The sequence below is a fragment of the Bacillus ectoiniformans genome, assembly GCF_016908875.1.
In the GTDB taxonomy this organism is placed as follows: Bacteria; Bacillota; Bacilli; order Bacillales; family Domibacillaceae; genus Bacillus_BX; species Bacillus_BX ectoiniformans.
In genome coordinates, this window is record NZ_JAFBES010000020.1 from 19,129 (window position 1) to 45,944 (window position 26,816).

At 40.5% G+C, this 26,816-nt stretch carries 25 protein-coding genes, 1 rRNA gene and 2 riboswitches; of the genes, 24 read left to right on the plus strand and 2 right to left on the minus strand.

The window, feature by feature from the left end; genetic code table 11:
* Positions 1 to 274: 274 nt before the first annotated feature.
* The 14 genes from JOC78_RS16530 to JOC78_RS16595 all read left to right on the plus strand — a co-directional run bounded on the left by JOC78_RS16530 (position 275) and on the right by JOC78_RS16595 (position 11,514).
* Entirely contained in the window at positions 275 to 856 is a 582-nt protein-coding gene (locus JOC78_RS16530; protein WP_204558249.1) for a TetR/AcrR family transcriptional regulator, read from the plus strand.
* Positions 857 to 876: 20 nt separating this feature from the next.
* On the plus strand, positions 877 to 1,218 hold the full coding sequence (locus JOC78_RS16535; protein WP_204558250.1) for a DMT family transporter: 342 nt from the start codon (positions 877 to 879) through the stop codon (positions 1,216 to 1,218).
* Entirely contained in the window at positions 1,219 to 1,533 is a 315-nt protein-coding gene (locus JOC78_RS16540) for a DMT family transporter (RefSeq protein WP_204558251.1), read from the plus strand.
* A 236-nt stretch (positions 1,534 to 1,769) separates the two neighbouring features.
* Entirely contained in the window at positions 1,770 to 3,653 is a 1,884-nt protein-coding gene (locus tag JOC78_RS16545) for an alkaline phosphatase D family protein (protein WP_204558253.1), read from the plus strand.
* 19 nt (positions 3,654 to 3,672) lie between these two features.
* Positions 3,673 to 3,879 carry a twin-arginine translocase TatA/TatE family subunit gene (locus JOC78_RS16550; RefSeq protein WP_204558256.1) on the plus strand — a complete coding sequence of 69 codons (207 nt, stop codon included), beginning with the start codon at positions 3,673 to 3,675 and terminating at the stop codon, positions 3,877 to 3,879.
* 305 nt (positions 3,880 to 4,184) lie between these two features.
* Positions 4,185 to 4,970: a DUF7225 domain-containing protein gene (locus JOC78_RS16555; protein ID WP_204558258.1), complete on the plus strand. Its 786-nt coding sequence runs from the start codon at positions 4,185 to 4,187 to the stop codon at positions 4,968 to 4,970.
* Between the two features lie 333 nt (positions 4,971 to 5,303).
* On the plus strand, positions 5,304 to 5,705 hold the full coding sequence (locus JOC78_RS16560; RefSeq protein WP_204558260.1) for a hypothetical protein: 402 nt from the start codon (positions 5,304 to 5,306) through the stop codon (positions 5,703 to 5,705).
* Positions 5,706 to 5,832: 127 nt separating this feature from the next.
* The gene (locus tag JOC78_RS16565) at positions 5,833 to 6,546 is read left to right on the plus strand and encodes a GntR family transcriptional regulator (RefSeq protein ID WP_204558262.1); all 714 of its coding nucleotides are present in this window, start codon (positions 5,833 to 5,835) and stop codon (positions 6,544 to 6,546) included.
* A gap of 142 nt (positions 6,547 to 6,688) precedes the next feature.
* Entirely contained in the window at positions 6,689 to 7,033 is a 345-nt protein-coding gene (locus JOC78_RS16570) for a PTS lactose/cellobiose transporter subunit IIA (RefSeq protein ID WP_204558272.1), read from the plus strand.
* 1 nt (position 7,034) lies between these two features.
* Positions 7,035 to 7,340, plus strand: coding sequence for a PTS sugar transporter subunit IIB (locus tag JOC78_RS16575; protein WP_204558275.1), 306 nt, complete (start codon positions 7,035 to 7,037; stop codon positions 7,338 to 7,340).
* Between the two features lie 14 nt (positions 7,341 to 7,354).
* Entirely contained in the window at positions 7,355 to 8,761 is a 1,407-nt protein-coding gene (locus tag JOC78_RS16580; RefSeq protein WP_204558279.1) for a glycoside hydrolase family 1 protein, read from the plus strand.
* Between the two features lie 12 nt (positions 8,762 to 8,773).
* On the plus strand, positions 8,774 to 10,102 hold the full coding sequence (locus tag JOC78_RS16585) for a PTS sugar transporter subunit IIC (protein ID WP_204558283.1): 1,329 nt from the start codon (positions 8,774 to 8,776) through the stop codon (positions 10,100 to 10,102).
* A 105-nt stretch (positions 10,103 to 10,207) separates the two neighbouring features.
* A complete protein-coding gene (locus tag JOC78_RS16590) occupies positions 10,208 to 11,083 on the plus strand; it encodes an ROK family protein (protein ID WP_204558286.1) in 876 nt (291 codons plus the stop codon).
* Between the two features lie 167 nt (positions 11,084 to 11,250).
* On the plus strand, positions 11,251 to 11,514 hold the full coding sequence (locus JOC78_RS16595; RefSeq protein ID WP_204558289.1) for a hypothetical protein: 264 nt from the start codon (positions 11,251 to 11,253) through the stop codon (positions 11,512 to 11,514).
* Between the two features lie 44 nt (positions 11,515 to 11,558).
* On the opposite strand, the gene JOC78_RS16600 is transcribed toward JOC78_RS16595, so the two are convergent.
* Positions 11,559 to 11,987 (minus strand): hypothetical protein, encoded by a 429-nt coding sequence (locus tag JOC78_RS16600; protein WP_204558292.1) that lies wholly within the window; start codon positions 11,985 to 11,987, stop codon positions 11,559 to 11,561.
* A 184-nt stretch (positions 11,988 to 12,171) separates the two neighbouring features.
* Here JOC78_RS16600 and JOC78_RS16605 point away from each other — a divergent pair, with 184 nt between their 5' ends.
* The 4 genes from JOC78_RS16605 (at position 12,172) to JOC78_RS16620 (ending at position 17,954) form a co-directional block, all read left to right on the plus strand.
* Complete coding sequence (locus tag JOC78_RS16605; RefSeq protein ID WP_204558296.1) at positions 12,172 to 13,650, plus strand: nicotinate phosphoribosyltransferase; 1,479 nt, start codon at positions 12,172 to 12,174, stop codon at positions 13,648 to 13,650.
* A gap of 3 nt (positions 13,651 to 13,653) precedes the next feature.
* Positions 13,654 to 14,481, plus strand: a complete 828-nt coding sequence (gene nadE, locus JOC78_RS16610) for an ammonia-dependent NAD(+) synthetase (RefSeq protein ID WP_204558339.1) — start codon at positions 13,654 to 13,656, stop codon at positions 14,479 to 14,481.
* A gap of 292 nt (positions 14,482 to 14,773) precedes the next feature.
* Entirely contained in the window at positions 14,774 to 16,162 is a 1,389-nt protein-coding gene (locus JOC78_RS16615) for an alanine/glycine:cation symporter family protein (RefSeq protein ID WP_204558300.1), read from the plus strand.
* A gap of 109 nt (positions 16,163 to 16,271) precedes the next feature.
* Positions 16,272 to 17,954: a M20/M25/M40 family metallo-hydrolase gene (locus tag JOC78_RS16620; protein WP_204558304.1), complete on the plus strand. Its 1,683-nt coding sequence runs from the start codon at positions 16,272 to 16,274 to the stop codon at positions 17,952 to 17,954.
* Positions 17,955 to 18,034: 80 nt separating this feature from the next.
* Here JOC78_RS16620 and JOC78_RS16625 read toward each other — a convergent pair whose 3' ends face one another.
* Positions 18,035 to 18,466: a PH domain-containing protein gene (locus tag JOC78_RS16625; RefSeq protein ID WP_239587246.1), complete on the minus strand. Its 432-nt coding sequence runs from the start codon at positions 18,464 to 18,466 to the stop codon at positions 18,035 to 18,037.
* A 448-nt stretch (positions 18,467 to 18,914) separates the two neighbouring features.
* Positions 18,915 to 19,016: riboswitch (purine riboswitch) on the plus strand.
* Positions 19,017 to 19,148: 132 nt separating this feature from the next.
* Here JOC78_RS16625 and guaA point away from each other — a divergent pair.
* The 6 genes from guaA to JOC78_RS16655 form a co-directional block, all read left to right on the plus strand.
* Positions 19,149 to 20,669, plus strand: coding sequence for a glutamine-hydrolyzing GMP synthase (guaA, locus tag JOC78_RS16630; protein WP_204558345.1), 1,521 nt, complete (start codon positions 19,149 to 19,151; stop codon positions 20,667 to 20,669).
* Positions 20,670 to 20,757: 88 nt separating this feature from the next.
* Positions 20,758 to 20,859, plus strand: a riboswitch (purine riboswitch).
* Between the two features lie 106 nt (positions 20,860 to 20,965).
* A complete protein-coding gene (locus tag JOC78_RS16635) occupies positions 20,966 to 22,300 on the plus strand; it encodes an NCS2 family permease (RefSeq protein ID WP_204558321.1) in 1,335 nt (444 codons plus the stop codon).
* A gap of 345 nt (positions 22,301 to 22,645) precedes the next feature.
* Positions 22,646 to 22,876 carry a hypothetical protein gene (locus tag JOC78_RS16640; RefSeq protein WP_204558323.1) on the plus strand — a complete coding sequence of 77 codons (231 nt, stop codon included), beginning with the start codon at positions 22,646 to 22,648 and terminating at the stop codon, positions 22,874 to 22,876.
* Positions 22,877 to 22,977: 101 nt separating this feature from the next.
* Positions 22,978 to 24,186, plus strand: coding sequence for a glycosyltransferase (locus JOC78_RS16645; protein ID WP_204558325.1), 1,209 nt, complete (start codon positions 22,978 to 22,980; stop codon positions 24,184 to 24,186).
* Positions 24,183 to 26,285 carry an ABC transporter transmembrane domain-containing protein gene (locus JOC78_RS17685; protein WP_204558327.1) on the plus strand — a complete coding sequence of 701 codons (2,103 nt, stop codon included), beginning with the start codon at positions 24,183 to 24,185 and terminating at the stop codon, positions 26,283 to 26,285. Before JOC78_RS16645 ends, JOC78_RS17685 begins: the two co-directional genes overlap by 4 nt.
* 453 nt (positions 26,286 to 26,738) lie before the next feature.
* Positions 26,739 to 26,816, plus strand: a 16S ribosomal RNA gene (locus tag JOC78_RS16655); the annotation flags it as partial.

The window sequence follows — 26,816 nt, forward strand, 5'->3', positions numbered from 1 at the left end:
CCAGTCATTTTTTATTCATACAATAATCCTTGCCATGGAAACAGAGGTAAATCTAAAAGCTTAAAGGATAAATGTAATATCAGCTAATTATCTAAAGAAAATATTACCATGATTTTTCCAATAGACAAGGCTTTGCTGACTTAAAATTTCTCAGCGGAAGTCGCATCATTAAGAGATGAAACTGGAAGGGAGGCTTGGACAAGCAGTTATTTTAATTGACTCCACCTAAGACAAATGTTAAATTTACCTTACGACCGTTCGGAAGGGTGATTATATGACCTCAGATCAAATTAAGGAAGCGGCATTAAAGCAATTTGCCAAAAATGGGTACGAAGGAACATCATTGGCCCGCATCGCAGAGGATGTAGGGATTAAAAAGCAATCAATTTACACTCACTTCAAAGGCAAAGATGAACTTTTTCTTCAGTTATGCAGGGATGCGTATGAGATCGAATTAAAATGGGTTAACCATTTCATAGAATGCAACACGGCACGACCAATAGAGGAGTTTCTTTTTCGGTTTCTTTCTCAATGCAAAGAACGATATGAGAAGGATGACTCTAATCAATTTTGGGTGCGCACGGCATTCTTTCCGCCCGCCCATCTCAATGAAGAGATTATGAGGAATGTGTATGAGTACTTGGATAAGCTAGAAAAACTTTTGCTTCCCATTATTAAAAAAGCGATGGAAGAGGGAGAAATTAGCTCCTTGATCGGTGAGCAGCGAGCAACCGCTGCATTTTTAGGCGTTTTAGATGGAATATTTGTTGAAATGTTATATGGGGGTCCCGAACGCTTGCAGAAAAGACTGGATGCCTCTTGGTATCTATATTGGCGTGGACTGTCGAATGTTTAACTGAAATTGAGGAGATGACTATGAATAAAGAATGGACATACGTTATTTTGGCTGGTCTCGTAGAGGTTTTATGGGCAATAGGGCTGAAGTATTCCGATCACTGGCTTGATTGGAGTGGTACAGCACTACTTATATATTTATCATTTGTTTTGCTGATTAAGGCGACGAAAAGTCTGCCCGTTGCGACCGTTTATGCGATCTTCACAGGAATAGGAACTGCAGGGACGGTTATAGCCGAGATAGCAGTTTTTGGAGAAGCCTTTCGCTGGACGAAGATGCTGTTTATTTTATTGCTTCTCTCTGGTGTGATAGGTTTAAAGCTTGTGACAAATGAATCAAGCAAGAAAGAGGGTGCATCATAATTGGCATGGGTGTATCTGTTGTTGGCAGGGGCTTTTGAAGTCGTTGGAGTGACAGGGATGAATAAAGTAGTCAAAGATAAAGACATACGGTCTTATATGATCTTGTTTTTGGGGTTTATGCTGAGTTTTGGTTTTTTAAATTTAGCTATGAAAACTCTTCCTCTGGGACTCTCTTATGCAGTATGGACAGGAATTGGAACTGTGGGGGGAACGATTATTGGCATGCTGTTTTATGGAGAAGCAAAGGATTGGAAGCGGATCTTATTTATAGTAATGATTGTAGCAGCAGTGGCAGGCTTGAAATTAACTTCATAAGAATATTTGGTGCCTGACCCCCGGTGGGTTAATGCGTTAACGCACCGGGGGTCAGGTACCTGTGAATTTATTCTACATAATTCCTCAGTTGTATAATCCTTCATAAATATACAGAAAAATCACCGGTTTTTGCCTTCCTTTTACTTTTCTATAACACTTTGTAATGAGTTCTTATTATTGGCTTAAAATTCTGAGAGTAAGATTATTGGTGATTACATCTTGAAGGAGGAATCACCTTGGATAAGAAGCATGAGTTGCAACAAACAAGTAACAACTATGATAAGTCACGCAGAACTTTTTTGAAGTATTTTTTGGCAGGATCTGCGGTAATGGCATTAGAGACGACCGGAATTTCTCGTTTGACGACAATGGTTTCCCCTGCGGTAGCGGCAACAGCTGTTGAACCTTATTCTGCAACACAAACTATTGGGAAAGGATTCCCGCAGTCTATTGTGTCAGGAGATCCTACGCCGACTGGTGCGATGCTTTGGACAAGGGTCGAGCCTTCTTTGGAGACTGGTTTAACGAACAAAGAATTCACCAGTGAAGTTATTTATTGGCTTGAAAATAATACAAACGATGCTTCTTTAGAAGAGGGAATTACTCAAGGTAAATTCATTATGTTTGAGATAAGTAAAAAGGCAGATTTCTCTGAGATGGAAATGCGAGGCTTCTCTCCAATCTGGAAGGACCATGACAATGTAGTGCGTGTGGACTTGGATGGTCAGCTTGCTTCTCAACAGACATACTATTACCGATTCATTACGAAAAGTGGACTCGTTAGTAAGACAGGCCGTTTCAAGACCTTGCCAGCAGAAGGAGCAGATGTTCAGTCTGCATCCATCGGTTATGTTTCCTGTCAGGATTACACCAATGGTTATTTTAACGCATTAGGCTATATGGCAGATGAAGAAATGGACTTTTTCCTGCACCTTGGAGACTACATATATGAGTCCGTTGGCGACGCTGCCTACCAAGGGAACCTTGAAGACCGCCAAATAAAGCTCCCAAGTGGACAAGGTAAAGCGTTTACCATTGAAGACTATCGTAAGCTATACCAGACGTATCGTTCGGACAAGGACCTGCAAAAACTTCATGAAAACCATGCGATGATTGGGATTTGGGATGACCATGAATTTGCCAACGACACGTATTATCCAGCGGTCGCACCTGATGATAATCCGGAATCCGATCCGGCTCGCCGCCTCATTGCGAATCAGGTCTGGTTTGAGTATATACCGGCGCGTGTCCCGTATAATCCAAATGGGACGTTTGAGGATTCCGTAAAAATTTATCGTTCCATTACGGTAGGGAATCTTGCTTCCATCATTTTGACGGATGAACGACTTTACCGAAGTGCGCACCCTTGCGGACAAGAAACGCTAGATCGTTACTTAGCGACCGGGTGTGAGGAAATTAACCTTTCTAGTCGAACAATGCTTGGAGAAACGCAAAAAGAGTGGTTCTTAAATGAGCTGAAAAATGCCAACGGAACTTGGAAAATTTGGGGCAATGAAGTGCAAGTCACACAATTGAAGGTGCTGGGAAATTATTTAAACCTTGATGCATGGGATGGCTATGCTTATGAAAGAAAGCAGATTGCCCAAACGGTGTTAAACAACGGAATTAAAAATTTTCTTGCATTGACTGGAGACTTCCACACATTCGAAGCGTCTTATATGCAAAATGAGTATGTGCTTAACGGTGAAAAATACGGGGTGGAGCTAATGGTTGGTTCCGTTACATCTAGTAACTTAAGAGAAACACTTCGCAACTCCCTAAATGCAGTACCGGATGTTTCTAGTCCAATACCAATGGACGCAGCTGATGAGCTTGTAAAGATTCTGAAGGGGAAATTTAGTGCAGGAACAACAATTACGGCAGAGTTGCTGTTTAAAGAGCTTCAAAATATCGTCAAAGTGGAGAATCGTTGGATTGACTTATTTGACAGTACAACACACGGATATGCAATGCTGCAGCTATCCAAGACAAAAGCAAAATGGACTGCCTATGCGGTAGATAATATCGAAAAACCGCAAGCAACGAAAAAGCTGTTATGGCAATGTGAAGTGCCAAACGGTGAAGTGAAAATTAATGTTTTACAAGGAAGTTTGCTATAAAAAGTAGGAGGAAGCAAAAATGATCCAAAGTATTGGTGTTCCAGGGTTAATCTTAATTCTTGTCATTGCTTTGATTGTATTTGGGCCTTCAAAACTTCCAGAAATCGGACGTTCTTTCGGGGTAACCCTGCGTGAATTCAAGAAGGGTACCAAAGAAATGATGGCAGATGAGGAGCCAAAGAAAGCTGTGACAGAAGAGATAGCTACTGTGCATAAGGAATCTTAAGAGTAGAATAGAAGGGACTTGGCTGGTTGTGCGGCAGGTCCCTTTTTTATGTTGGAGGGGTGAACATGACATAACGGGAATTTATCCAGAATCATTTAGTGGAATTGCGGCAACGGATTAAAAGAGGCATCGCTGTTTATGGGTAATTCAATATTATTTGCCAACGTATGCGAGAAACTTCTCAAAAAGAGGCAGAAGAACAAATAAATTAAAATAATCATGTGGCATGTAACCTTCTAATTAAGATAAAATTAGGAAAATGCAGGTAAAAATCATAGAATGCCTTTTTGAATGGGGAGAGAATCATGACAATATATGAGCAAATCAAACATATTTTAAATGACAGAATAGGAGAAGTTATTACTTCAAAGGAAGTGAAAGAAGTCCTTTTAAAGACATACGGAACTAACCCTAGCAGTATTATTCTATCTGATTATTGCTATAATCGTTACAATCATGGGATTGCGTTCAATAAGCATCTCTTTGTTTATATGAATCGAAGCACCTACAAATACATAGGGGAAAATGCTCTGTATACCGGTCTAGTTTTTCAAAGGCCAAAGGGAGCGGAAGCGGATCAAATTGTTGGGGAATGGACCAATGGCCTCTTTGCTTTTTATGAGAATGATCAAATAATAGAATCGAGTAACGAAGGAGATCCTGCATACATAAGCAAGAAGCAAGTAGCGAAGCTCTATGAGGAATACTTCGACATCCTTAAATTTGAAATGACGACTCTGAATTGTAAGGCTACAGAGTTAAGGCATTTAATTGGAAGACTCGGTGAGTTTTTTTGTGTGCTTCAAACAGGGGGAGAACTGGCTAGACAAACCAATCAGCATGGCTTTGATGTCTTAAATAATGGAAGAAGAATTAGTGTGAAAACGACAGCTCAAGATAAAAGCTTTATCTCTATAAATCAAAATACATTTGATCAATTTGATGACTTTTTTGTCGTGCAATACATAGATGATGACTTCAAAGTATTATTTTACGGTCCAAAAGAACAAGTGCCGCTTTCTCGGGTATATGGTAATAAATATGAAGTGAATATCAGCGCTTTGAAAAAAATAAGGAAAGAGCAATCATAAGTATAGCATGTCAATCTATCGGAAAGGAACGTTACAACAGTATGCCAAAAATTTGACTGAAATTGGGTAATACATTCAGAGGGATGATCATTTAAGTTTTGTTTCAGTGAGAGAGGTCATCAAGCAGATGTTTGAGCAATTTAATTTAAATAGTGCTTTTTGATGTCAAAGTACGGTTAATAAGAACGTTTAAATGCACAGAAGAGATTTTAGCTTGCACCGCTTTATTCTTGTATTAAGAAGACCAACTAGATACATGTCATGTTGATGTTGTGTTTTTCCATGCAGCCGGTCAAATTTCATTGTTTTAAGATGAAGTGGAGTGATAGATAGATGCGTTATCAACAAAAGGATTTTTCAGAAGCATTATTAGAAACGATCAGATCTACGGAAAGGGCATTAAAAGATCATATAGAACATTTGCTCCTTAAGTATAAGCCTGCTTTTGTTGAGAAGAATGTAAATTTTGCAGCGGGATTTGACCAAGTTGGGAGTGATCCTTTCGAGCCGATATACAGCTCTTCTGTTTCTATAGGCATCGCTGAAGGAAATAAAGAACTTGATGACTTGCTTCTCATTAAAATATGGGAATGTGAACGTTCATTCTTGGGAATACCGACCTCGAAAAAAATACTTGGAAGCAAAATTATCGGAGAGTTGCTTGATGAAACCATTGAAGACGTCAAGGATGAATTAGAGGTGTATATCAAGGATATTTTAATATTTGGTGCCTGACCCCCAGTGCGTTAACGCGTTAACGCACTGGGGGTCAGGCACCTTTTAATATTTTTATACCTAGCTTCTCTCCATTATCTGCTATAATATTCTCTAGTTTTAGTTTTTGTAGAGAGGTGCTAGTATAATGGTTCCAAAGTATCAGCAGGTAGCTGCTCAAATAGAGTCTGACATTATTGATCATGTGTATCAGGAAACAAATAAACTTTTGACGGAAGATGAATACGCCAAAAAATATCAAGTGAGTCGTAATACTGTGCGTAAAGCGATTGAGATTCTTGTGAATAAAGGGTATGTGTATCAAGTTCAGGGAAGTGGAGTATTTATTCGTACCCACCATAATAAGGGATATGTAAACTTAGAGAAGCTGCAAGGAGTAACCAATGATTTCAGCGACCGCCGCGTTGAGAACAAGTTGCTTGAATTTAAACAGCTAACCGCTGATGAGAATTTAGCTGAAAACATGGGATGTAAGGTGGGAACGCCCATTTATTTTGTGAAGAGACTGAGGTATGTCGATGGCAACCCATTTTCTATTGAAACCTCATACTTTAACAAGGAGCTTGTTATCTATCTGGATGAGAATATTGTGAAGAAATCGATTTATAATTATTTGCGTAATGATCAGAAACTAGCTATTGGCTTTGCCGATCGTATTATCAGCGCAGACTTTCTTTCTAAAGAGCAAGCGGAATTACTAGGTTTAAAAGAGAATGACCCCGCTTTAGTCGTAGACAATACGGTTTGTTTAACGAATGGAGCGATCTTTGATTATTCACAATCCGTGCATCACTTCCAGCATGTGAAATTGTTAAAGGTGTCAAATATGAAAGGAAGCTAAATGTAGACGAGAGCCTTGAGCTTTTGTCTTTTTTTTGTCTAAAAACTGAAAGGGTTTACATTTTCAGAAGAATGAGTTATTATCAAGTTGTAAGATTTGTACCAATGAATTTAAGTCATTCTAATGAAAAGGGTGTATTGATATGGATAAAGAATCAATGGTTGAAATTAGCCCAGAGGACATTTTTGGTTTAATTGCCCTGTCAGGTGATGCGAAGGCGAGTTATCATTCAGCCTTATATTTACTTAGAGAAAATAAAATTGATGAGGCCGAAGCCGAGGTTGCCAAAGGTCATTCAATGTTATATGAAGCACATGCCATTCAAACGAAATTTATTACATTAGAAGCTCAAGGAAAATCAGCACAAGTGGGTGTCCTTATGGTTCATGCACAAGACCATCTGATGAACACTATTTTAGTGAAAGAGCTGTTAGATCATATGATGAATATGCAAAAAGAAATTAACCTACTGAAAGGAATGAATTAATATGTTAAAAGTTGGATTATTCTGTGCGGCAGGTATGTCAACAAGTATGCTAGTGGAGAAAATGAAAGTGGCTGCTAAGGAGCGCGGCATGGAGGTTGAAATTGCGGCTTATCCAGAATCTGAGATGGAGAAATATGTGGATCATATCGATGTCGCCTTATTAGGTCCTCAAGTGAAGTACTTATTAAATAAAGGAAAAGCGGTTTGTGAGCCAAAAGGTGTGGCAATTGACGTTATTAATACAGTGGATTACGGCATGATGAACGGTTCAAAAGTGCTTGATCACGCAATCAAACTATCAAAATAAACGAGGTGATTGACTTGAAAATGCCAAAGGATTTCATATTTGGTGCAGCTTCAGCTTCTTATCAAGTAGAAGGTGCTTGGAATGAAGACGGTAAAGGGGTTTCGAACTGGGACGTATTCTCGAAGATTCCAGGTAAAACATTTGGCGGAACGAATGGCGATGTAGCAATTGATCACTATCATCGCTATAAAGAAGATATTGCACTGATGGCAGAGATGGGGCTTGAATCTTACCGTTTCTCTATTGCTTGGACACGCATTCACCCGGATGGCACGAGTAAAGTAAATCAAAAAGGCATCGAATTCTACAATAATGTCATTGATGAATGCTTAAAGTATGGAATTATTCCATTCGTTACATTGTATCACTGGGATCTTCCGCAAACGCTTGAAGAAGCAGGCGGCTGGAGAAACCCTAAAACAGTCGATGCCTTTGTGACGTTCGCTGAAACTTGCTTCAAAGCTTTCGGTGACCGAGTTCGCAACTGGATTACCTTTAACGAAACGGTTATTTTCTGTTCACTAGGTTATTTGACTGGCGCTCATCCACCGGGCATCGAAGGAGATGTGAAGTCGTATTTCCAAGCGACACATCATGTGTTTGTGGCTCACGCCCGCGCAGTTGAGCTTTTCAAACAAGCGAAGTACGAGGGAGAAATCGGCATTACGCATGTGTTCAATCCAGCCTTCAGCATTGATGAATCAAAGGAGAACAAATTCGCAGAAAGACATGCGAATGAATATTCAACACATTGGTACTATGACCCAATTTTGAAGGGTGAATATCCAGAATATGTAACGAAAGAACTTGAAGCTAAAGGGCTGCTTCCAGATATGAGTGAGGAAGATCTTGATTTGCTTCGCCGTACAGCGCCAATGAATGATTTTATCGGTCTTAATTATTACTGCCCACAGCGAGTGATGAAAAATGATTCAGACCTTGTCTTGGCAGGCGGCCGTGAGAATTCTACTGGAAAACCAGGGAATCCTTCGTTTGACGGAGTTTATAAAACAGTCATGATGGATGATAAAGAGTATACAAAATGGGGCTGGGAAATTGCTCCGGATGCGTTTTTAGAAGGAATGCGTATGCTGAAAGACCGTTACGGAGATATCAAAATGTATATCACTGAGAATGGCTTAGGCGATGAAGATCCCATTGTGGGTGAAGAAATTCAAGATCAGCCTCGAATTGACTATATTGAGAGTCATCTAAGAGCGGTGAAACATGCTGTTGAAGAAGGAATCAACGTATCCGGCTATTTCGCCTGGTCTGTCATTGATCTGCTTAGCTGGCTGAATGGCTATAAGAAACAATATGGATTTATTTACGTCGATCATAACAATAATTTGGCAAGAAAACGTAAACAGTCATTCTATTGGTACCAAGAAATCATCGCTACGCGTGCAGAAGAACTCTAAGGAGGCGATCTTATGAGTCGCTTAGAAAAGATCTTTGAAAAGTTCATTCCCTATTTCTTACGATTTGCCAATGCGAAAGCCACACTTGCCATTAAAGACGGATTTATCTTAACCATGCCAATGACCATTATTGGATCATTTTTCCTTCTAATTCTGGCTGCTCCGATTCCGGGCTGGGAAGAGACGATGGTCAAATGGTTTGGCGATCAATGGAGTCTTCCGCTGACTCAAGTAGTTGGTTCTACATTTGATATTCTCGCGCTTATTGGTGTGTATGGTATTGCCTACTCTTATGTGCAAAATGAGAAAATTGATGGCACGCCTGCTGGGATTCTTGGGATTATCTCTTTTCTCATTATTACTCAAGCTTCTGTTTTATCGAAAGCCGGCGAAACAGTAACAGGTGTCATTCCAAAGGTTTGGACGGGTGGACAAGGTGTACTGGCAGCGATTGTAGTCGGTCTGTTTGTCGGGTTTGTCTATTCGCAATTCATTAAACGCGGGATTCGCTTTAAAATGCCTGAAGGTGTTCCGCCAGGTGTAGCGAACTCATTCTCTGCGTTAATTCCTGGACTGGCTATTGTGACCGTTTCAGTGATTGTGTTTGCTCTTTGTCAGGCTGTTGCAGATAAAACATTTACAGAAATTGTCTATACTTTACTTCAAACGCCTGTACAAAACCTGACGGATACATTTACAGGCGCAGTGCTGATCATGGTGCTGATGTCCCTTCTTTGGTGGTGTGGAATTCATGGTGCTGCCATTATCATGGGGGTTATGGGTCCGCTGCTTACAGCGAATGCGCTGCAAAACCAGGCTGTTATAGATTCCGGGCAAGAGCTTGTTATTGGTGAAAATGCCAAGATCGTTACGATTCAGTTCCTGGATGTATTTACAAAGCTTGGAGGGTCAGGCATTACGATCGGATTCATCGTTGCGGCTTTAATTGTGGCGCGGTCCGCTCACTTAAAGCAATTAGGGCGGTTATCTCTTGTTCCTGGACTATTCAACATTAATGAACCTGTCATATTCGGTATGCCCATTGTCTTTAACCCAATCATGTTTATACCTTTTGTTGTGGTACCAGCTGTTGCATCATTTATGGTTTACTTCTCTATCCTTTTTGGGTGGGTTGAGCCTTTCAACGCACTTCAGGTTCCTTGGACGACACCGCCGATTGTCTCTGGCTTCCTAATTGGCGGCTGGAGAGGTGCTTTGCTTCAAGTGGCAACAATTGTCATGTCTGTGCTGATCTATCTTCCTTTCGTCAGAATGCAAGATCGGGTTTCTTATAATGAAGAGCTTAAAGCACAGCAAGAATCGGAAAGTGTTAGCGTGTAAATGATTTCATAATTATAAATGCCCCGAATCCACTGAGATAAGGGGTTTTTATTCTAGATTTAAAAAGATGATTCACTGCATTTAAATAGGAAAGAAGGGATACACATGAAACATCTATTAGCTTGTGATATCGGCGGCACCGATTTAAAGGTCGGTACATTTTCACTTGATGGCGAACTCAAGGAAACGGTGAAAATTCCATTAGGCAATCGGCAAGGTCAGCCGATTCTTTCTCATATTGAAAGCCATATTGATGAAGATACAGCAGGTCTGGCTCTAAGCATTCCTGGATTTATTGACCCTAAGACGGGTTTTATTGAAATGGGAGGGGCCATTGTTGATTTTAATGGCTTTAATATCGTCGACTACTTTCAGGAACGTTATCCCCATATACCAGTTACTGCAGAAAACGATGCGAATTGTGTAGCACTGGCTGAAAAGTGGAAAGGACATGCAAAAGCAGAAACCGATTTTCTCTGCATGACCATTGGAACAGGGATTGGCGGTGCTATTTACTTGAACGATGCTCTGTACCGAGGTGTGAATAACCGATCGGGTGAATTTGGACATATGTTCAGTGAACCTGTAACGAGTAAAGAAAGCGAAAATCATAAGTTTAACAAAACAGCTACAATGGCTGTGTTGCGTGAGAAGTATGCTGAATATATCAATGTTCCTTTTGAAGAAGTAACGGGAGAACAAATTTTTGAAGCATATGATAGCAGCGAGGAGGCTGCCTTACACTGCGTGGGTAACTTCTATAAAGGAGTAGCAATGAGCGTATTGAATCTCTATTATATTTTTGCTCCTCCTGTGTTTTATATCGGAGGAGGCATCACTTCGAGACAAACGTTTCTAAGCGAAATTAAAGAGAGAATCGTAGAAATGGAACCGGCCTTTTCTGCTGAGATGAAAGTGACTAGCTTTGGAAACCAAAGCGGCATGATTGGCGCTGTCTGTCACCATCTTGAATCAGTGTAATTCTTGGTGCCTGACCCCCGGTGCGTTAACGCATTAACGCACCGGGGGTCAGGCACCTTTATTCACACTATCAGCTGTTTGTCCACTCCATTCGCCAGCAGCCGAATAAGTTAAAGTAAAGCGTCATTTATATGAGGCTTTACTATACTTCAAGGAGGCAAACTGGCATGAAGGATTCTCATTCAGGGAGACGGGAAAATCAAGTGTATTCAAGCAGGGTGCTACGGTCTGAGTTTGATAAAAACTGGCGGACGATGCTTTCTCCAAGTGGCAATGTGATCTATGTGGCCACTGCAGACCGGGCGGAGGTCATCGTATTACTCTCAGATGGTACATCGAAGCTATTGATTTTTCCGAAAAACGGAGAAATCATTGTAGGCGGTGGGGGCACAAGCCACTACAGCAAGCCGCATATTGCGAAAACGCTTTAAGCCTATAAAGAAAAGCCTTCCCGTAACAATAGGAAGGCTCTTCATCATGAACGCATATATTTGTACACTTCATTAGCTAAATCATCAATAAAGCGGGTGCCGACTTCTCGGTTTACATATTTTAATTCGGCGGCGAGTTTAATAATAAAAGTGCATTTTTCGGAAGAGGTATTGATTAGCGACAATAGCGTATTAAGGACAATCATAAATTCGGTATAATCATTGCCCTGGCCCTCATAGACCTTCACTCGATTTCCTTGAAGATCGTCTGTTTCTTCAAGTACATGAGTCACATAGAAGGCGCAAGATTTTGTTATATGCTCTGCACAATCATTTTTATATTGGCCTTTCGCTGATTTAATCAGCTGTTTAATCTTTTTATCGTGAAAAAATGATTTCTGATATTGGATGACCTCAGCTGCATCTATGTCCGGGGTGGTTCCTTCCCAGAAAATCACTAGTTTTTCATTCATCGTTTCATATCTCCCTTTTTCTGGTTAGTCATATACGTATACCCTTTTTCTTGAAAAAGTAGCTAAGGCAATCGCATTTTTTGAGGGTGAAAAATACTTTTGAGAAATAGGTGAATGTTTTTTAATGATAAAGGATTGAACTGACTTGAATAGTGGAATTATATCATATAAAGGAGCGATGTTAATGTACCTTTACGAAGATGATAGTTTATCCCTGCACACCGATTTGTATCAAGTGAATATGGCCTATGTGTACTGGAAAGATGGGGTGCATGAGAAAAATTCTGTATTTGATCTATATTTTAGAAAGCTGCCTTTTGAGAATGGTTTTGCTGTATTCGCAGGGCTGGAAAAAGCAGCCGACTATATCAAAAATCTAAGGTTTACTGAAAATGATATTGAATATCTTCGATCGGTTGGCGAATATGATGAAGACTTCTTGGAATATTTAAAGAACCTGACATTCAGCGGGCAAGTTCGAGCGATGCGGGAAGGGGAAATTGTGTTTGCTAACGAGCCGCTTGTGAGAGTGAAGGCCCCATTAATTCAAGCTCAGCTGCTTGAGACCGCCTTGTTAAATATAATTAACTTCCAAACATTAATTGCGACAAAAGCGTCTAGAGTGAAGCAGGTATGTGGAGAAGATACTGTAATGGAATTTGGAACAAGGCGCGCACAGGAAATGGATGCGGCTGTTTGGGGAGCCCGCGCCACTTATATTGCCGGATTCGATGCAACAAGCAATGTCCGTGCAGGAAAGTTATTTGGCATGCCCATTTCAGGCACTCACGCCCATTCTATGGTTCAGGCGTATCGAGATGAATACACGGCTTTTCGCAAGTATGCCGAAGCACATAAGAAATGCGTTTTTCTAGTTGATACTTACGATACGCTAAAGTCCGGTGTCCCGACAGCCATTCGAGTGGCTAAAGAAATGGAAGGTCAAATAGAATTCGCAGGCATTCGCCTTGATAGCGGAGATTTAGCCTATTTGTCTAAAGAAGCGAGAAAAATGCTAGATGAGGCAGGTTTTCCTGATACAAAAATTATTGCCTCTAATGACTTGGATGAATACACGATCATGAACTTAAAATCACAAGGGGCAAAGATCGACAGTTGGGGCATCGGCACGAAAGTCATCACAGCTTATGATCAGCCCGCGCTTGGAGCGGTGTATAAATTAGTCTCTATTGAAGACGAGGCAGGAAATATGGCAGATACCATTAAGATATCAGGCAATCCTGAAAAAGTGACAACGCCAGGGATGAAAAAAGTGTATCGGATTATTAATAAGGGAAACGGCAATTCTGAAGGGGATTATATTGTTCTTGAAGGGGAACAGCCTGAACAAGAAGAAAAAATTAAAATGTTTCATCCCATTCATACGTATATCAGCAAATTCGTCACTAATTTCGAAGCAAGAGACTTACATGCAGATATATTTGAAGAAGGAAAGTTAGTCTATACTCTGCCTAGTCTGCCAGAAATTCAGAGCCATGTGGCCAGCAGCTTAGAGCTGCTTTGGGATGAATATAAGCGCATGCTCAACCCGGAAGCGTATCCAGTGGACTTGAGCGAAGCTTGCTGGAATAATAAAATGGAACATATTCAACAAGTGAAAGTAAGAACCGAACAAATGATACAAAATAAAGGAGGAGAATAATTGATGTTAGATATGCAAAAACAGATCATTGAAGAATTAAAGGCAAAGCCATCTATTGACCCAAAAGAAGAGATTCGAGTCAGCATTGATTTTATGAAGGAATACTTAAAGAAACATTCTTTCTTAGAAGGATTTGTACTTGGGATTTCAGGAGGACAAGATTCCACGCTCGCGGGTAAACTAGCTCAAATGGCTGTGGATGAATTAAAAGAAGAAACAGGATCGGACCGGTATAAGTTTTATGCGGTGAGACTTCCGAATGGAGTGCAGGCCGATGAAGAGGATTGTCAGGACGCCTTGCAATTTATCAAGCCGGATAAGGTGTTTGTTATTAATATTAAAGCGGCTGTCGATGCGAGTGAAGCAGCACTAAAAGAAAATGGCATTGTCTTAACTGATTTTGCGAAAGGAAATGAAAAAGCTCGCGAGCGAATGAAGGCTCAGTACAGTATTGCGGCGATGACCAATAGTGTAGTGCTCGGAACAGATCATGCAGCCGAAGCGGTCACTGGTTTTTACACAAAATACGGAGATGGCGGAGCGGATCTTGTACCTTTGTTCCGTTTAAATAAACGTCAAGGCCGTGAAATGTTAAAGGAATTGAACTGTCCGGAACATTTGTACACGAAAGTGCCGACAGCTGATTTAGAAGATGACCGCCCGCAGCTACCGGATGAAGTTGCTCTAGGTGTTTCTTATGATGATATCGATGACTTTTTAGAAGGAAAAGAAATTTCAGAAGAAGCCAGCAGTCGAATTATTTCATATTACTTAAAATCTGCCCACAAACGACATATGCCAATTACTGTTTTTGATGACTTTTGGAAATAAGTTGTCTGGAAAGAAAGCTTGAAATGGTCAATACGAGACTGTTTCAAGCTTTTTTTATAGGTAAGAAAGCTATGGGTGAATAGTATTGGATTTTCAGGCTGCCAATTTATTTTGCGCAAAAAAATAATTCTAACAAACATGTGAAAAAAATATAGACGATTTTTCTCTATTTTGTTAGAATTTTATAATAATTAGATATGTTATCCAATTCATTGAGTGGAGAGAATATGTAGTAAAAGATATTCTTGCATATTATTTGCAGCTCAGACTATTCAACAAGGGGGAAACACAGATGGACAAGTTTGAACAATGGATCGGTTCTATCACTGGCTGGGTTTGGGGATTGCCGATGATCCTTTTGCTTTTAGGAGGAGGATTATTTCTTACGGTACGCATTGGATTTTTTCAATTTCGTTATTTTCCGCATATCATGAAGGAAACTTTCGGAAAGATCTTTACGAAAGATGATGCACCAGGATCGGTTACACCCTTTCAGGCGACGACTGCCGCTCTTGCGTCTACTATCGGAGCAGCAAACATCGTTGGAGTGCCAGTAGCCATTGCTTTAGGAGGACCAGGAGCTATTTTTTGGATGTGGCTGGTTGCCATGATTGGAATGGGATCTAAGTACGCTGAAGTTGTACTTGGTGTGAAATATAGAACAAAGAATGAAGCAGGCGAGTGGACAGGCGGCCCGATGCATTATATCGAAAAAGGGCTTGGCTGGAAGCCGGTAGCTACGTTCTTCGCATTTTTCTTAATGATTGAGATTATTGCCAGCACCATGGTGCAGTCAAACTCATTGTCGACTACTGTAGAATCGGCATTTGATATTCCACCGATGGCAACAGGCGTAATCGTATTAATATTAGTCGCACTTGTTACACTAGGCGGGATTAAACGAATCGGAGCTGTAACTGAAAAGTTCATTCCGTTAATGGTTGGGATCTATTTAGTAAGCGCTATCATTGTGTTAATTGTTAATGTCGCAGAGATTCCTGCAGCATTTGGACTTATTTTCTACCATGCTTTCACACCGATTTCCGCAGCTGGAGGATTCGCGGGAGCAGGGGTGGCGGCAGCTATTCGCTGGGGACTAGCCCGAGGCATTTATTCCAATGAAGCGGGAATGGGAACAGCGCCAATTGCTCACGCAGCAGCTAAGACGGACCACCCGGCGAAACAAGGTTTATGGGGAATTTTCGAAGTCATTGTGGATACGCTGGTTGTTTGTACAATGACGGCGCTTGTCGTGTTAACTTCTGGTGCATGGAAAGATGTCCCGGCTGATGAAGCATCATCAATGGTTGTAACAGCCATGTCAGATGTAATGGGTTCTGGTATCGCGGGAACTTTAATTTCAATCGCCTTATTCTTCTTTGTACTGTCTACTGTAGTCGTGATCGTATTTTATGGTGAGAAGCAAGCGGAATACCTATTTGGACTTAAATTTGCGATGGTTATGCGCTTTGTTTACTTAGCTGCTATTTTAGTAGGGGCTATTGGAGGATTGCAATTTATCTGGCAATTCCTTGACTTAATGCTTGCGATGATTATCTTGCCAAACGTTATTGCTTTACTATTCTTAAGCGGTGAAGTAAGAGAGCTAACCAAAGATTACATCAGTAAATATATTAAAAAAGATACACCTATTAATAAAGACCAAACGCATCCGATGTAATAGATAGATGATTGGATAGGAAAGAGGCGCATGAAGGACGGAAATACCTGTCCTGAAAGCGCCTTTGCTTATTGAACGAAAATGCTCACATCAAGAGAGGAAGATCATCATGTATGAACAACTTAAACATTTAAGCGTGCCAGAACAAGTGGAAGCGCTTACTAGAAAGCTTGTGTCTATCCCGAGTATCAATGGTTCTGAAGAAGGCGAAAACAATGTAGCTGAGGCGATTTCAACTATCATTCGCTCCTTTCCTTATTTTCAAAAAAACCCTGCGCTCGTCTGGGAACAGACAGCGATGGATGATCCATTAAATCGAAAGAATGTTTTTGCCTTTGTAAAAGGCGGAGTAAAGACGAAGCAAACAATTTTGTATCATGCGCATATTGATACTGTAGGGATTGAAGATTTCGGTGCTCTTCGTAAACACGCTTTTGATCCGGATTATCTTCAGCGCTATTTTAGTGAATACAGTCAAGATGAAGATGTTCAGCGTGATGCAAGGTCTGGAGACTGGCTGTTTGGGCGAGGTTCTGTAGATATGCAAAGCGGGGCGGCTGTCCATTTAGCCAACCTGATTTATTTTTCCGATCATCCTGAAGAATTGCCGGGGAATCTGTTAGTGACGTTTAACCCGGATGAAGAAAGTCAGCATGCGGGCATTAAAAGTGCAGTATTTGAGCTTGAGCGTTTGAAACAAGAATGGGGTTTAGAATATGTAGCAGCGATCAATAATGATTTTATCACACCGCAATATGATGGCGATGAAACGAGATATATCTATACAGGAGCGGCCGGGAAAATCCTTCCGAGTTTCTATATCTATGGCAGAGAGGCTCATGTAGGCGATACGCTGCAAGGAGTAGACCCTAACTTTATTGCCGCTGAGTTAACGAAGAGAATTCATAACAACGTAGACCTTTGTGAAAATATTCAAGATGAAATGGTGTTGCCGCCAACTTGCCTTTTCCAGCGAGACAATAAATACACGTATAATGTGCAAACGGCCACAAGCAGTTATCTATATTTCAATTATTTTTTATACAGGGATTCTGCGTCGGATGTCATGAATAAACTGCAAGGGGTAGCTGAGAATGCATGCGGTGAAATTTCTCAGTATTTTTCCAATCAGTACGAAGAATATATAAAGCGAACAGGGCTTCCTCGAAAACAGCTAAACTGGGACATTGAAGTCATTTCATTAGAGGAATATAGTAAGCAATTGCGAAATAAAGGCTTTGATGTGGAGCGTATTTGTGCCGAGGTTGTACAAGAACATTCCATGCTTGATGTGCGAATGATTTCATTCAAAATCGTGGAAGTATTAAATGAACTTGACCCGGATAAAAAACCGCGTGTGATCCTATTCTTCTCGCCGCCATACTTGCCGCATAATTTCTTGCGAGAAGATGACCGTGCAGAACAGGCTATTTTACACACGATTAAACAAGTGCTTGCTAAAGACGAAAAAGTCAGCGGAGAAGCCTATTCAGTTAAAAAATTCTTTCCGTACTTGGCAGACGGCAGCTACCTTTCTATTCATGAAACCAATGCGGAGCTGGAAAGTCTTTTAAACAACCTTCCGAACCTTGGGAGCTTATATACCCTTCCAGTGGATCAAATTCGCAAACTGAACATTCCATCCATTAACATGGGGGTGTTCGGCAAAGATGGACACAAATGGACAGAACGAGTATATAAGCCTTATTCATTCGGTGTATTGCCTGGTTTGATCAGAGAAGCAACGATCAGCTTGCTGAATCAAGTTCCTGTTAAGTCCGGATCTTATTAAAAGCAGAAAGAAGCTCCATTGCGGGCTTCTTTTTTAGATTAGGCTATGTTAATGAACAGTGTTGATAAGAACATGTAAGGTTAATTATTGGGACTATCTATAAAATTGCATTCAGTTTTTATATGTGGGCTTTGCTTTAATAATTGATGAACAAACTCAGTTTTGTTTTTAGGTGAAATGGCAATTGTTCTATGTCTTGAATAATTAATTTCTATTTTATCCATAGACAAAGCAGGGGCTGTAAATGGGTTTTTTGTCTTCCTGATGCTATGAATCTCATCAATCTTGATGTTCTTTTTAAAAGGACCATATTGTATTTTGAGCTGATTGTCTTTGATTATATAGCCAGTTTTAAACCAAATCCAGATTAAGCAAATACCAATTGGAAATAAGAATACAATTTTTAGCCATTTTTTCTCTAAGTAATCAGGGATCATCCACACTCCAAAGTCTGGGAAGAAAATTGGTGGAACAATAAAAAGAAAGGCGAACAGCCAAACGATTATTGTCATCCATAAGTCTTTCTTTGACGGAAAATACACCTAATATCACTTTCCTTTCATTACCATTCATACGTTCTCAACGATTCATAAGTTTCATGAATTGAAAACAAATACCCTCAACAGCGTGATTTGCTTTTCTCTGGTGTCCAGCAAAAGTCGTTAGGTGCTTAGGTCAAAAGATCGTTTACACTTAAGGCAAAAAGCGCCTTTAGGGTAAAAGCCTATTTGCCCTTCACACCTGGACAAACGGCTTTTGCTTTTCTCTGGTGTCCAGCAAATCCCGCTAGGAGTTCGGGTCAAAAGATTAGAATCCATAAAGGCAAAGAACGCCTTTTTGGATCCTGCCTATTTGCCCGTCACTCCTAAACAGCGCTTTTTGCTTTTCTCTGAATATTTAATTAAATCACCAACGGGTTGACCGCTTTGGCTTCTAGATATAAAATGATGTCAACTTAGCTCGAATAATCAGTAACTCCTTCATATATTTTCGATAATATGGGTCGAAAGTTTCTACCAAATCACCGTAAATGATTGGACTATGGGGGCAGGTTCTTTTTGTTATTAACTAGAATTCTGCTTTCAGCAACGAAAGAGTTCTAGTTTTTGTTTTATTTAAAACCGAGCGTGACTAAATTGCCGATCAAGAGGAGTGGAAAGTGTGACAGGAAAAACAGAATTACATAATCAAGAAATGATTCTAGTGCTTGATTTTGGGAGCCAGTATAATCAATTAATTACTCGCCGCATCCGTGAGCTTGGTGTATATAGTGAATTGCACCCGCACACGATCACAGCGGAAGAAATTAAAGAGATCAATCCAAAGGGAATTATTTTTTCTGGCGGACCAAACAGTGTGTATTCAGACGAAGCTTTCCACTGCGATGAAAACATATTTGATTTAGACATTCCGATTTTCGGTATTTGCTATGGCATGCAGCTGATTACGAAACACTTTGGCGGGAAAGTTGAAAAGGCTTCTCACCGTGAATATGGAAAAGCAACGATCAATATTCAAAACGAAACGGCTTTATTTAAAGATCTGCCAAGTGAGCAGGTTGTTTGGATGAGCCATGGAGATTTAGTAGTAGGTGCACCGGAAGGATTTACAACTGATGCAACAAACCCTTCATGTCCAATCGCGGCAATGAGTAACGAAGACAAAAATATTTATGCTGTACAATTCCACCCAGAAGTAAAACACTCTGTGTATGGAAATGAACTGCTAAAGAACTTTGTCTTTGAAGCATGCGGCTGCGAGGGCGAATGGTCTATGGAGAACTTCATTGAAATCGAAATGGAGAAAATCCGTCAATTAGTTGGAGATAAAAAAGTTCTTTGTGCACTTAGCGGCGGTGTCGATTCTTCTGTTGTCGCTGTGTTGATCCATAAAGCAATTGGCGATCAATTAACATGTATTTTTGTTGATCATGGTCTATTGCGTAAAGGAGAAGCGGACAGCGTAATGGAAACATTTGCACAAGGCTTCAACATGAATGTCATTAAAGTGGATGCACAAGACCGTTTCTTAGACAAACTTAAAGGCGTGTCTGATCCGGAGCAAAAACGTAAAATTATCGGTAACGAGTTCATTTACGTTTTTGATGACGAGGCGACGAAACTTGAAGGCATTGAATATCTAGCGCAAGGTACGCTTTATACAGATATTATTGAAAGTGGTACAGCAACAGCTCAAACAATTAAGTCTCACCATAACGTTGGTGGTCTGCCTGAAGATATGCAATTCCAGTTAATTGAACCGTTAAATACGCTATTTAAAGATGAAGTGCGTGCGCTAGGTTCTGAACTTGGTATTCCTGATCACATCGTTTGGCGTCAGCCGTTCCCAGGTCCTGGTCTTGGTATTCGTGTACTTGGCGAAATCAGTGAGGAAAAATTAGAAATCGTAAGAGAATCCGATGCGATTTTGCGTGACGAAGTAAGCAAAAATGGCCTTGAGCGCGAGATCTGGCAGTACTTTACGGTGCTTCCTGATATCCGCAGCGTCGGTGTAATGGGCGATGCGCGGACATACGATTACACAATTGGTATCCGTGCTGTTACCTCTATCGATGGAATGACATCTGACTGGGCGAGAATCCCTTGGGACGTTCTTGAGAAGATCTCAACACGTATCGTGAATGAAGTCTCTCACGTGAACCGCGTCGTTTATGACATTACATCTAAGCCGCCGGCAACGATTGAGTGGGAATAAAATACGAATAAAAATTATATAAAATTAAATAATGTTCGTGTTTTCTATTGACGGATCACACGATGATAGGTACAATGATAGAGAATTAAACAAATCTTGAATATTACGTCGTATAATATCGGGGATAAGGCCCGAAAGTTTCTACCGAGCTACCGTAAATGGCTTGACTACGAGGTAACAGGATAAGATGGGATCTTTCTCTATCTTTCCTTTCACCTATAGTCACGCTTCGAATTCGGATTCGGAGCGTTTTTTTTATTAGGCGTATGGCATCAAAAGAGGGAGAGGAGCCTATCATGAAGAAGTTTTTCCAGTTTGAAGAATTGGGTACGAATTATCGCCGGGAGTTTATTGGAGGTCTAACCACGTTCTTATCAATGGCCTATATCTTGGTCGTTAACCCGATCACACTATCCTTACAAACGGTACCGGATCTTCCGGATGCAATGAGAATGGACTACGGAGCGGTCTTTGTAGCAACTGCATTAGCTGCGGCGATCGGTTCCTTATTAATGGGTTTGCTCGCTAAATATCCGATTGCTTTAGCACCAGGGATGGGATTGAATGCGTTCTTCGCTTATACTGTCATTTTGACATATGGAGTTCCTTGGCAAACGGCTTTAACGGGGGTATTATTTTCAGGACTAATTTTTATCCTTCTTACGCTATCAGGTATTCGAGAAAAAATTATTAACTCTATTCCGTCAGAACTTAAATTTGCAGTAGGTGCGGGTATTGGTTTATTTATCACATTTATCGGATTTCAGAATGCGGGAATAATTGTAAATAATGACGCGGTTCTGGTTGGACTTGGAGATTTAACAGCGGGCAATACACTGCTTGCGATCTTTGGGATTTTCATTACAGTGATTTTAATGACAAAGGGCATAAACGGTGGAATCTTCATTGGTATGCTTGTTACAGCGATTGTTGGAATGATGGCAGGATTAATCGAGTTTCCGAAAAGCATTATTGGCCCAGTGCCGAGTATGGAACCGACGTTCGGTGTAGCTTTAGAATCCATTTTCCAAACACCTGAACATGTCTTCACTCTTCAAATGCTTGTTGTTGTCTTGACTTTCTTGTTCGTTGACTTCTTTGATACGGCAGGTACATTAGTAGCTGTAGCGAATCAAGCGGGTTTGATGAAAGAGAATAAACTGCCGCGGGCAGGCAAAGCATTGTTCGCAGATTCATGTGCCACAATTGTGGGAGCATTATTAGGTACGTCAACGACGACTTCCTATATTGAGTCTTCAGCAGGGGTGGCCGCTGGCGCAAGATCAGGGTTTGCTTCCGTTGTAACAGCCGGATTTTTCTTGCTAGCCTTATTGTTTTTCCCTTTGCTCGAAGTCATCACAGCCCCGGTTACTGCACCTGCTTTGATCATAGTCGGCGTCTTGATGGTTTCTTCCCTTGACAAGATCGACTGGGAAAAATTTGAAATTGCAGTACCAGCATTTTTAACAATCGTAGCTATGCCTTTGACTTACAGCATTGCAACAGGAATCGCGATTGGATTCATTTTCTATCCGATCACCATGATCATTAAAGGAAGAGGGAAAGAAATTCATCCGATCATGTACGGGCTTTTCTTCATATTTGTACTCTATTTTATCTTTTTAAAATAAATAAACATGAAAGTAGGAGACTGTGCCATACAGCCTCCTACTTTTTTATTGTTTTTTCATCATATATTACAAATTATTAATAAGACGTAAAATATTGTCATATAATGCTGAAAATTTGAATGAGCCTTGGCATGAAGAAGATTGTCGGACTTTTGATAATTTGTTAGGTGATGAAAAAGAATTAGTTCTCTGGATCTAGTTAAATTTGAATGTTGATAAAAAATAGTAAATATGAACCTTTTTTACTCATTTTCTATTAAATTAATGTAATTTTGAAAATTGGATTTTGGTGGTAAATTATAAGTGTTCAAACAATTAAAAATCATTCTTTTGGAGGCGGTAAATATGAACAATCAATTTAAAAAAGTAGATATTGATGCATTAGAAAAGTATGCAGGCGGTTATCAAGCGGATCATACAGGCGGAGGCGGATCGTCAAGCGGAGGCGATGCTTTATTATGTGTAGGCAGTGTTTGGGGGATGGTTGGACAAGTTGGTACTTCCTCATGGGGTAACTGGGGTTGTGGGAGCGCCACTCACTATACGGAATACATGAATGAATATTGCCGAAAATAATAGCTTGGCCAGGAGATGAATCTCCTGGCCATTGTTTTGATTTAGGATAAAAAAGGAATATAGGTAAGAAAAACCGGAAGATTCAAAAGGATGATGGATAAATGAATAATTTTATAGAAGAACTTTTATCAATAGAGTCAGATTTAACGAAAGATTTACTTTTAATTAAAGAAAAAGAGCTAGTGCAGGATGCGATTTGGAAACGGCATGGCAGATTAGATGTGGGTGAAATGGTTAGCAGGTATGAGGCTGTCCATTTGCCGCCCGTTACTTGTGGGTTAATCATACTTAACGAAGAGGAGCGCATTGCACGTTGTTTAAAGGGAATTAGCAATCAGTTCGATGAAATTATTGTCCTCGATGCTTATTCTAAGGATCGTACCGTACCAATCATTAAGTCGGAGTTTCCGGAAGTGAAGCTGATTCAAAAAGTGTGGCAGAATGATTTTTCCTTGCAAAGAAATCATCTGCTTGACCATGTGACGAATGATTGGGTGTACTTTATCGATGCAGATAATGTATTTAATGAAGGCAACGGCAGGAAACTTCAACGGGTCGCTAAGTTGATGGAGTTTGCGGGAATAACGGCGGTGATGAGTCCGGTCATCCATGAACACAATGGTTCGATCAGTCAAGACAACCGTCGTTTCTTTAAATGTTCAGATGGGATTCGTTTTAAAGGAATGGTACATGAAGAGCCGGTGTTGCCGGGTGGGCAGATTCCTTTAGGTTTTGAGATGGATGTTCATATTAGTCATGACGGCTACGATGAAGCTAATCAGGATCAATCCGAGAGAAGGCGCCGGAACTGGCTGCTGACGAAAAAGATGGCGGAGATCGAGTCTAGTGATCCGAAGTGGCGCTATTTTTTGGCGAGAGATTATCTTCTTTATCATGAAAACCCTGATATGGCATGGGTACTTGATCAATTGCAAAAAGGGATACAATTATATGAAGAAAGTGGACATACACGCTATAAATTATCCAATTATTTGCTCCAAATGGATGTTTTGATGCGGATAGGTGAGGTTGCTTTAGCTGAACAGACGCTAGGAATCATAGAGGAAGAATACTCAGGGTTAGTTGACATCCACTATTACCGCACCATGCTGATTATGGAAGATTTCCGGTCGAAAATGCATGGTTACTTGAGCGATACATGGACGCAAGCGACAGGGCCTGAAAGTGGTCGAAGTGTGATCAGCAGTGATAAGAGGCATATTGAAGAACTATATCAGCGGACCGCGGATCTATTAAATTTACCTCTGCAATTTAATATCCTTCCTAAAGAAAAGAGGGGGAGGGAGTGAAATATCCCCATGTTCGTCAACAGCAGGAGTTTGATTGCGGAGTAGCTTGTGTGTCAACAATCATGCAGCACTACGGAGTTGAACATAGCTATGCCGCGTTAAGAGATATTCATTACCTGGAAGGGGAGTACACACTTGGCGATTTAAAGCGCTTATTAGAAAGCGTTCATTTCGAGGTGGAGGCTTATCAATATGACTCTTCCGTCAGTTTGTCAGCCTCCTACCAGGATATCGATTGTCCTCTAATCGCTTTAATTGACAAAGACGGGGTAGGCCACTACGTCGTTATACATAAAGTGGACAAGAAGGGTCTAATAATTAGTGATCCAGCGGAAGATCAGCCAGTCAAATGGTCTTTTTCGAAGTTCGAAAAAATGATGTCTAGGATCTTTCTTCATCCGGTGCCTGCCGGGAATAAGCCGTTACCTAATTTGACTCCATCGTCTTTTAAAACAAAACAGTTTATTAAAGGGATAATTAAAGATAATCGATCTTCTTTGGTATTTTTGCTTGTCATTTCGTATTTAATTGTTGCGTTAGGCATCTTGAATTCTTTCTTTTTTAAAACCGTGGTTGACTACTTTATACCAGAACGGGAAATCGTGCAATTAAACACGTTTGCTTTATTATTTGCGGGACTTGGCCTTATTTTAGCGGTTTTTTCATATGTTCGGGCTCAGGCGGTGATCCACTTCTCTAATAAGGTTGAGATCAATCTGGCCTCCTCTTATTTTCAGCAGCTGATGAGCCTGCCTTCTCGTTTCTTTCATAATAGAAGCAGCGGTGAACTGATTTCGAGATATAATGATGCGCTCTATTTGCGTGAATTGCTCAGCCGTTCTTTTGTGGGCGGGGTGCTCGATTTAACAGTTGCCCTTGTTTTAGGGGTTGTATTGTACTTCGTCAGTCCGCTTCTTTTCGTTGTTACCATCATTGGCTGTCTCGTGTTTTTATGTGCAGCGGTTATGTTTATTCAGCCGATTAAAAAGAGAGTCAAGCGGCACCTGGAGGAAAAAGCGAACACACAGACATCCCTCTATCAATTCCTGTCGAATGAAGGGTCGTTAAAATCTCTCGGCAAAAGGGAGTATGCCGCGAAAAGGATCATGGGCAGAGTGAAGAGTCAGCAAAAGTCTCTTGTGCATCTTCGGACGTTAGAAAATATTAGCGTGGTAATCAAGCAGTTTATTATGGCGGGATTTATGATCCTCATCGTTTGGATGGGGGCGAGGGAAATCATTTTTGGGCAAATGACGATAGGGGATTTGATTTTCTTCCTTTCTATTCTGGGGATTTTAGTTGCGTCGATTTCAAGTCTTGTCAACTTGCAAGTGGACATACAAGAAGCTGGAGTAGCTTTAGAGAGGTTTCGTGATATTTTAGAATACCCTGAAGAGAGCCAGTCGCAAGATGAAAGTATAGAAGAGTTTAAGCAACTGGAAGTCCATTCCTTGCTTTGGAGGCCGAATTTAAATCAGCCAGTATTTTATTGTCCTCATTTTATATTGAAAAGAGGAGAGTTGGTTTGGCTGCAGGGAGGGAATGGTTCTGGTAAATCCTCTTTCTCTAAAGTACTGGCTGGCCTTTGGGAAGTAGAGCAAGGCTGCTTGTTTTATAACGGCAAGGATGCGGCCAATCTGGATTTAACAGCCTATCGATCTGCTGTGGCTTATGTGGATGGAGAACCTTTCTTTTTTACTGGCAGTTTGTTAGATAATCTCTTGATGGGCTCTGAAGTTGAGGTGGAACGTCTTGATTGGGCGTTAACGATTAGCGGGATGAAAGATTTTGTTAGTGGCCTTCCGGGTGGTGTGCAAGAAAAGATTCATGAAAAGGATGCTCGCTTTTCAGCTGGGCAAAAACAAAAGTTGAATCTTGCAAGGGTGCTGCTCACGGATAAACAAGTCATTATTTTAGATGAAGCTATGAGCAATATCGATCAGGCAGGGAAAGAGGAAATCTTACGTCAGCTATTGGCGATGAATAAAACAGTCGTTTATATTTCTCATGATCATGCAGGAGAGAGGTTGTTTCATAAGTGTTATGAGTTTACTGAAGTGAAAGATGGACGAACTTCCTTCAGGTTAAAACAAAATTAAATATAATATAGAAGAAAAATGTATATGGGAAAGGCGGACTTTGAATTTTATTGAGTCCGCTTTTTTCGTGCTTATTTTATATTCGTGCGCTTTTTGTGTTGGCTTGCCTTAACTGATAGGGTGTGTGGGAAGGATTGTTACAAGTTTTTATTTAGTTTTAAAAAAACTTTTGTTAAATGGTTGACGGATGTTAAATAAAAATGTTATATTATTTCTTGTCGCTTCGGAAGTTAAGCAAACAGAAAGAAAAAAAGTTGTTGCAGAGTTCGTTTGAAACGAACAAAAAAACTTTCTTAAAATAATAGTTGACTTAAACGACTTATAGATGATATGATGGTTGAGTCGCTGTTAAAGAGCGAGTGACATTGATCTTTGAAAACTGAACAAAATAAACGTCAACGTTTAAATGAAACAACCGACAATGTAAATTGTCAACATGAGCAATCAAACATCTTTTTGGAGAGTTTGATCCTGGCTCAGGACGAACGCTGGCGGCGTGCCTAATACATGCAAGTCGAGCGGACTTGACTG

Bases quoted from the DNA above. Each gene is read 5' to 3' on its own strand.
- JOC78_RS16595 (WP_204558289.1), top strand. From the start codon at position 11,251: ATGAAGGATTCTCATTCAGGGAGACGGGAAAATCAAGTGTATTCAAGC.
- JOC78_RS16565 (WP_204558262.1), top strand. From the start codon at position 5,833: ATGGTTCCAAAGTATCAGCAGGTAGCTGCTCAAATAGAGTCTGACATT.
- JOC78_RS16590 (WP_204558286.1), top strand. From the start codon at position 10,208: ATGAAACATCTATTAGCTTGTGATATCGGCGGCACCGATTTAAAGGTC.
- JOC78_RS16620 (WP_204558304.1), top strand. From the start codon at position 16,272: ATGTATGAACAACTTAAACATTTAAGCGTGCCAGAACAAGTGGAAGCG.
- JOC78_RS16560 (WP_204558260.1), top strand. From the start codon at position 5,304: ATGCGTTATCAACAAAAGGATTTTTCAGAAGCATTATTAGAAACGATC.
- guaA (WP_204558345.1), top strand. From the start codon at position 19,149: ATGATTCTAGTGCTTGATTTTGGGAGCCAGTATAATCAATTAATTACT.
- JOC78_RS16625 (WP_239587246.1), bottom strand. From the start codon at position 18,466: ATGACAATAATCGTTTGGCTGTTCGCCTTTCTTTTTATTGTTCCACCA.
- JOC78_RS16570 (WP_204558272.1), top strand. From the start codon at position 6,689: ATGGATAAAGAATCAATGGTTGAAATTAGCCCAGAGGACATTTTTGGT.
- JOC78_RS16615 (WP_204558300.1), top strand. From the start codon at position 14,774: ATGGACAAGTTTGAACAATGGATCGGTTCTATCACTGGCTGGGTTTGG.
- JOC78_RS16605 (WP_204558296.1), top strand. From the start codon at position 12,172: ATGTACCTTTACGAAGATGATAGTTTATCCCTGCACACCGATTTGTAT.
- nadE (WP_204558339.1), top strand. From the start codon at position 13,654: ATGTTAGATATGCAAAAACAGATCATTGAAGAATTAAAGGCAAAGCCA.
- JOC78_RS16555 (WP_204558258.1), top strand. From the start codon at position 4,185: ATGACAATATATGAGCAAATCAAACATATTTTAAATGACAGAATAGGA.
- JOC78_RS16635 (WP_204558321.1), top strand. From the start codon at position 20,966: ATGAAGAAGTTTTTCCAGTTTGAAGAATTGGGTACGAATTATCGCCGG.
- JOC78_RS16585 (WP_204558283.1), top strand. From the start codon at position 8,774: ATGAGTCGCTTAGAAAAGATCTTTGAAAAGTTCATTCCCTATTTCTTA.
- JOC78_RS16550 (WP_204558256.1), top strand. From the start codon at position 3,673: ATGATCCAAAGTATTGGTGTTCCAGGGTTAATCTTAATTCTTGTCATT.
- JOC78_RS16530 (WP_204558249.1), top strand. From the start codon at position 275: ATGACCTCAGATCAAATTAAGGAAGCGGCATTAAAGCAATTTGCCAAA.
- JOC78_RS16600 (WP_204558292.1), bottom strand. From the start codon at position 11,987: ATGAATGAAAAACTAGTGATTTTCTGGGAAGGAACCACCCCGGACATA.
- JOC78_RS16640 (WP_204558323.1), top strand. From the start codon at position 22,646: ATGAACAATCAATTTAAAAAAGTAGATATTGATGCATTAGAAAAGTAT.
- JOC78_RS16645 (WP_204558325.1), top strand. From the start codon at position 22,978: ATGAATAATTTTATAGAAGAACTTTTATCAATAGAGTCAGATTTAACG.
- JOC78_RS16575 (WP_204558275.1), top strand. From the start codon at position 7,035: ATGTTAAAAGTTGGATTATTCTGTGCGGCAGGTATGTCAACAAGTATG.
- JOC78_RS16535 (WP_204558250.1), top strand. From the start codon at position 877: ATGAATAAAGAATGGACATACGTTATTTTGGCTGGTCTCGTAGAGGTT.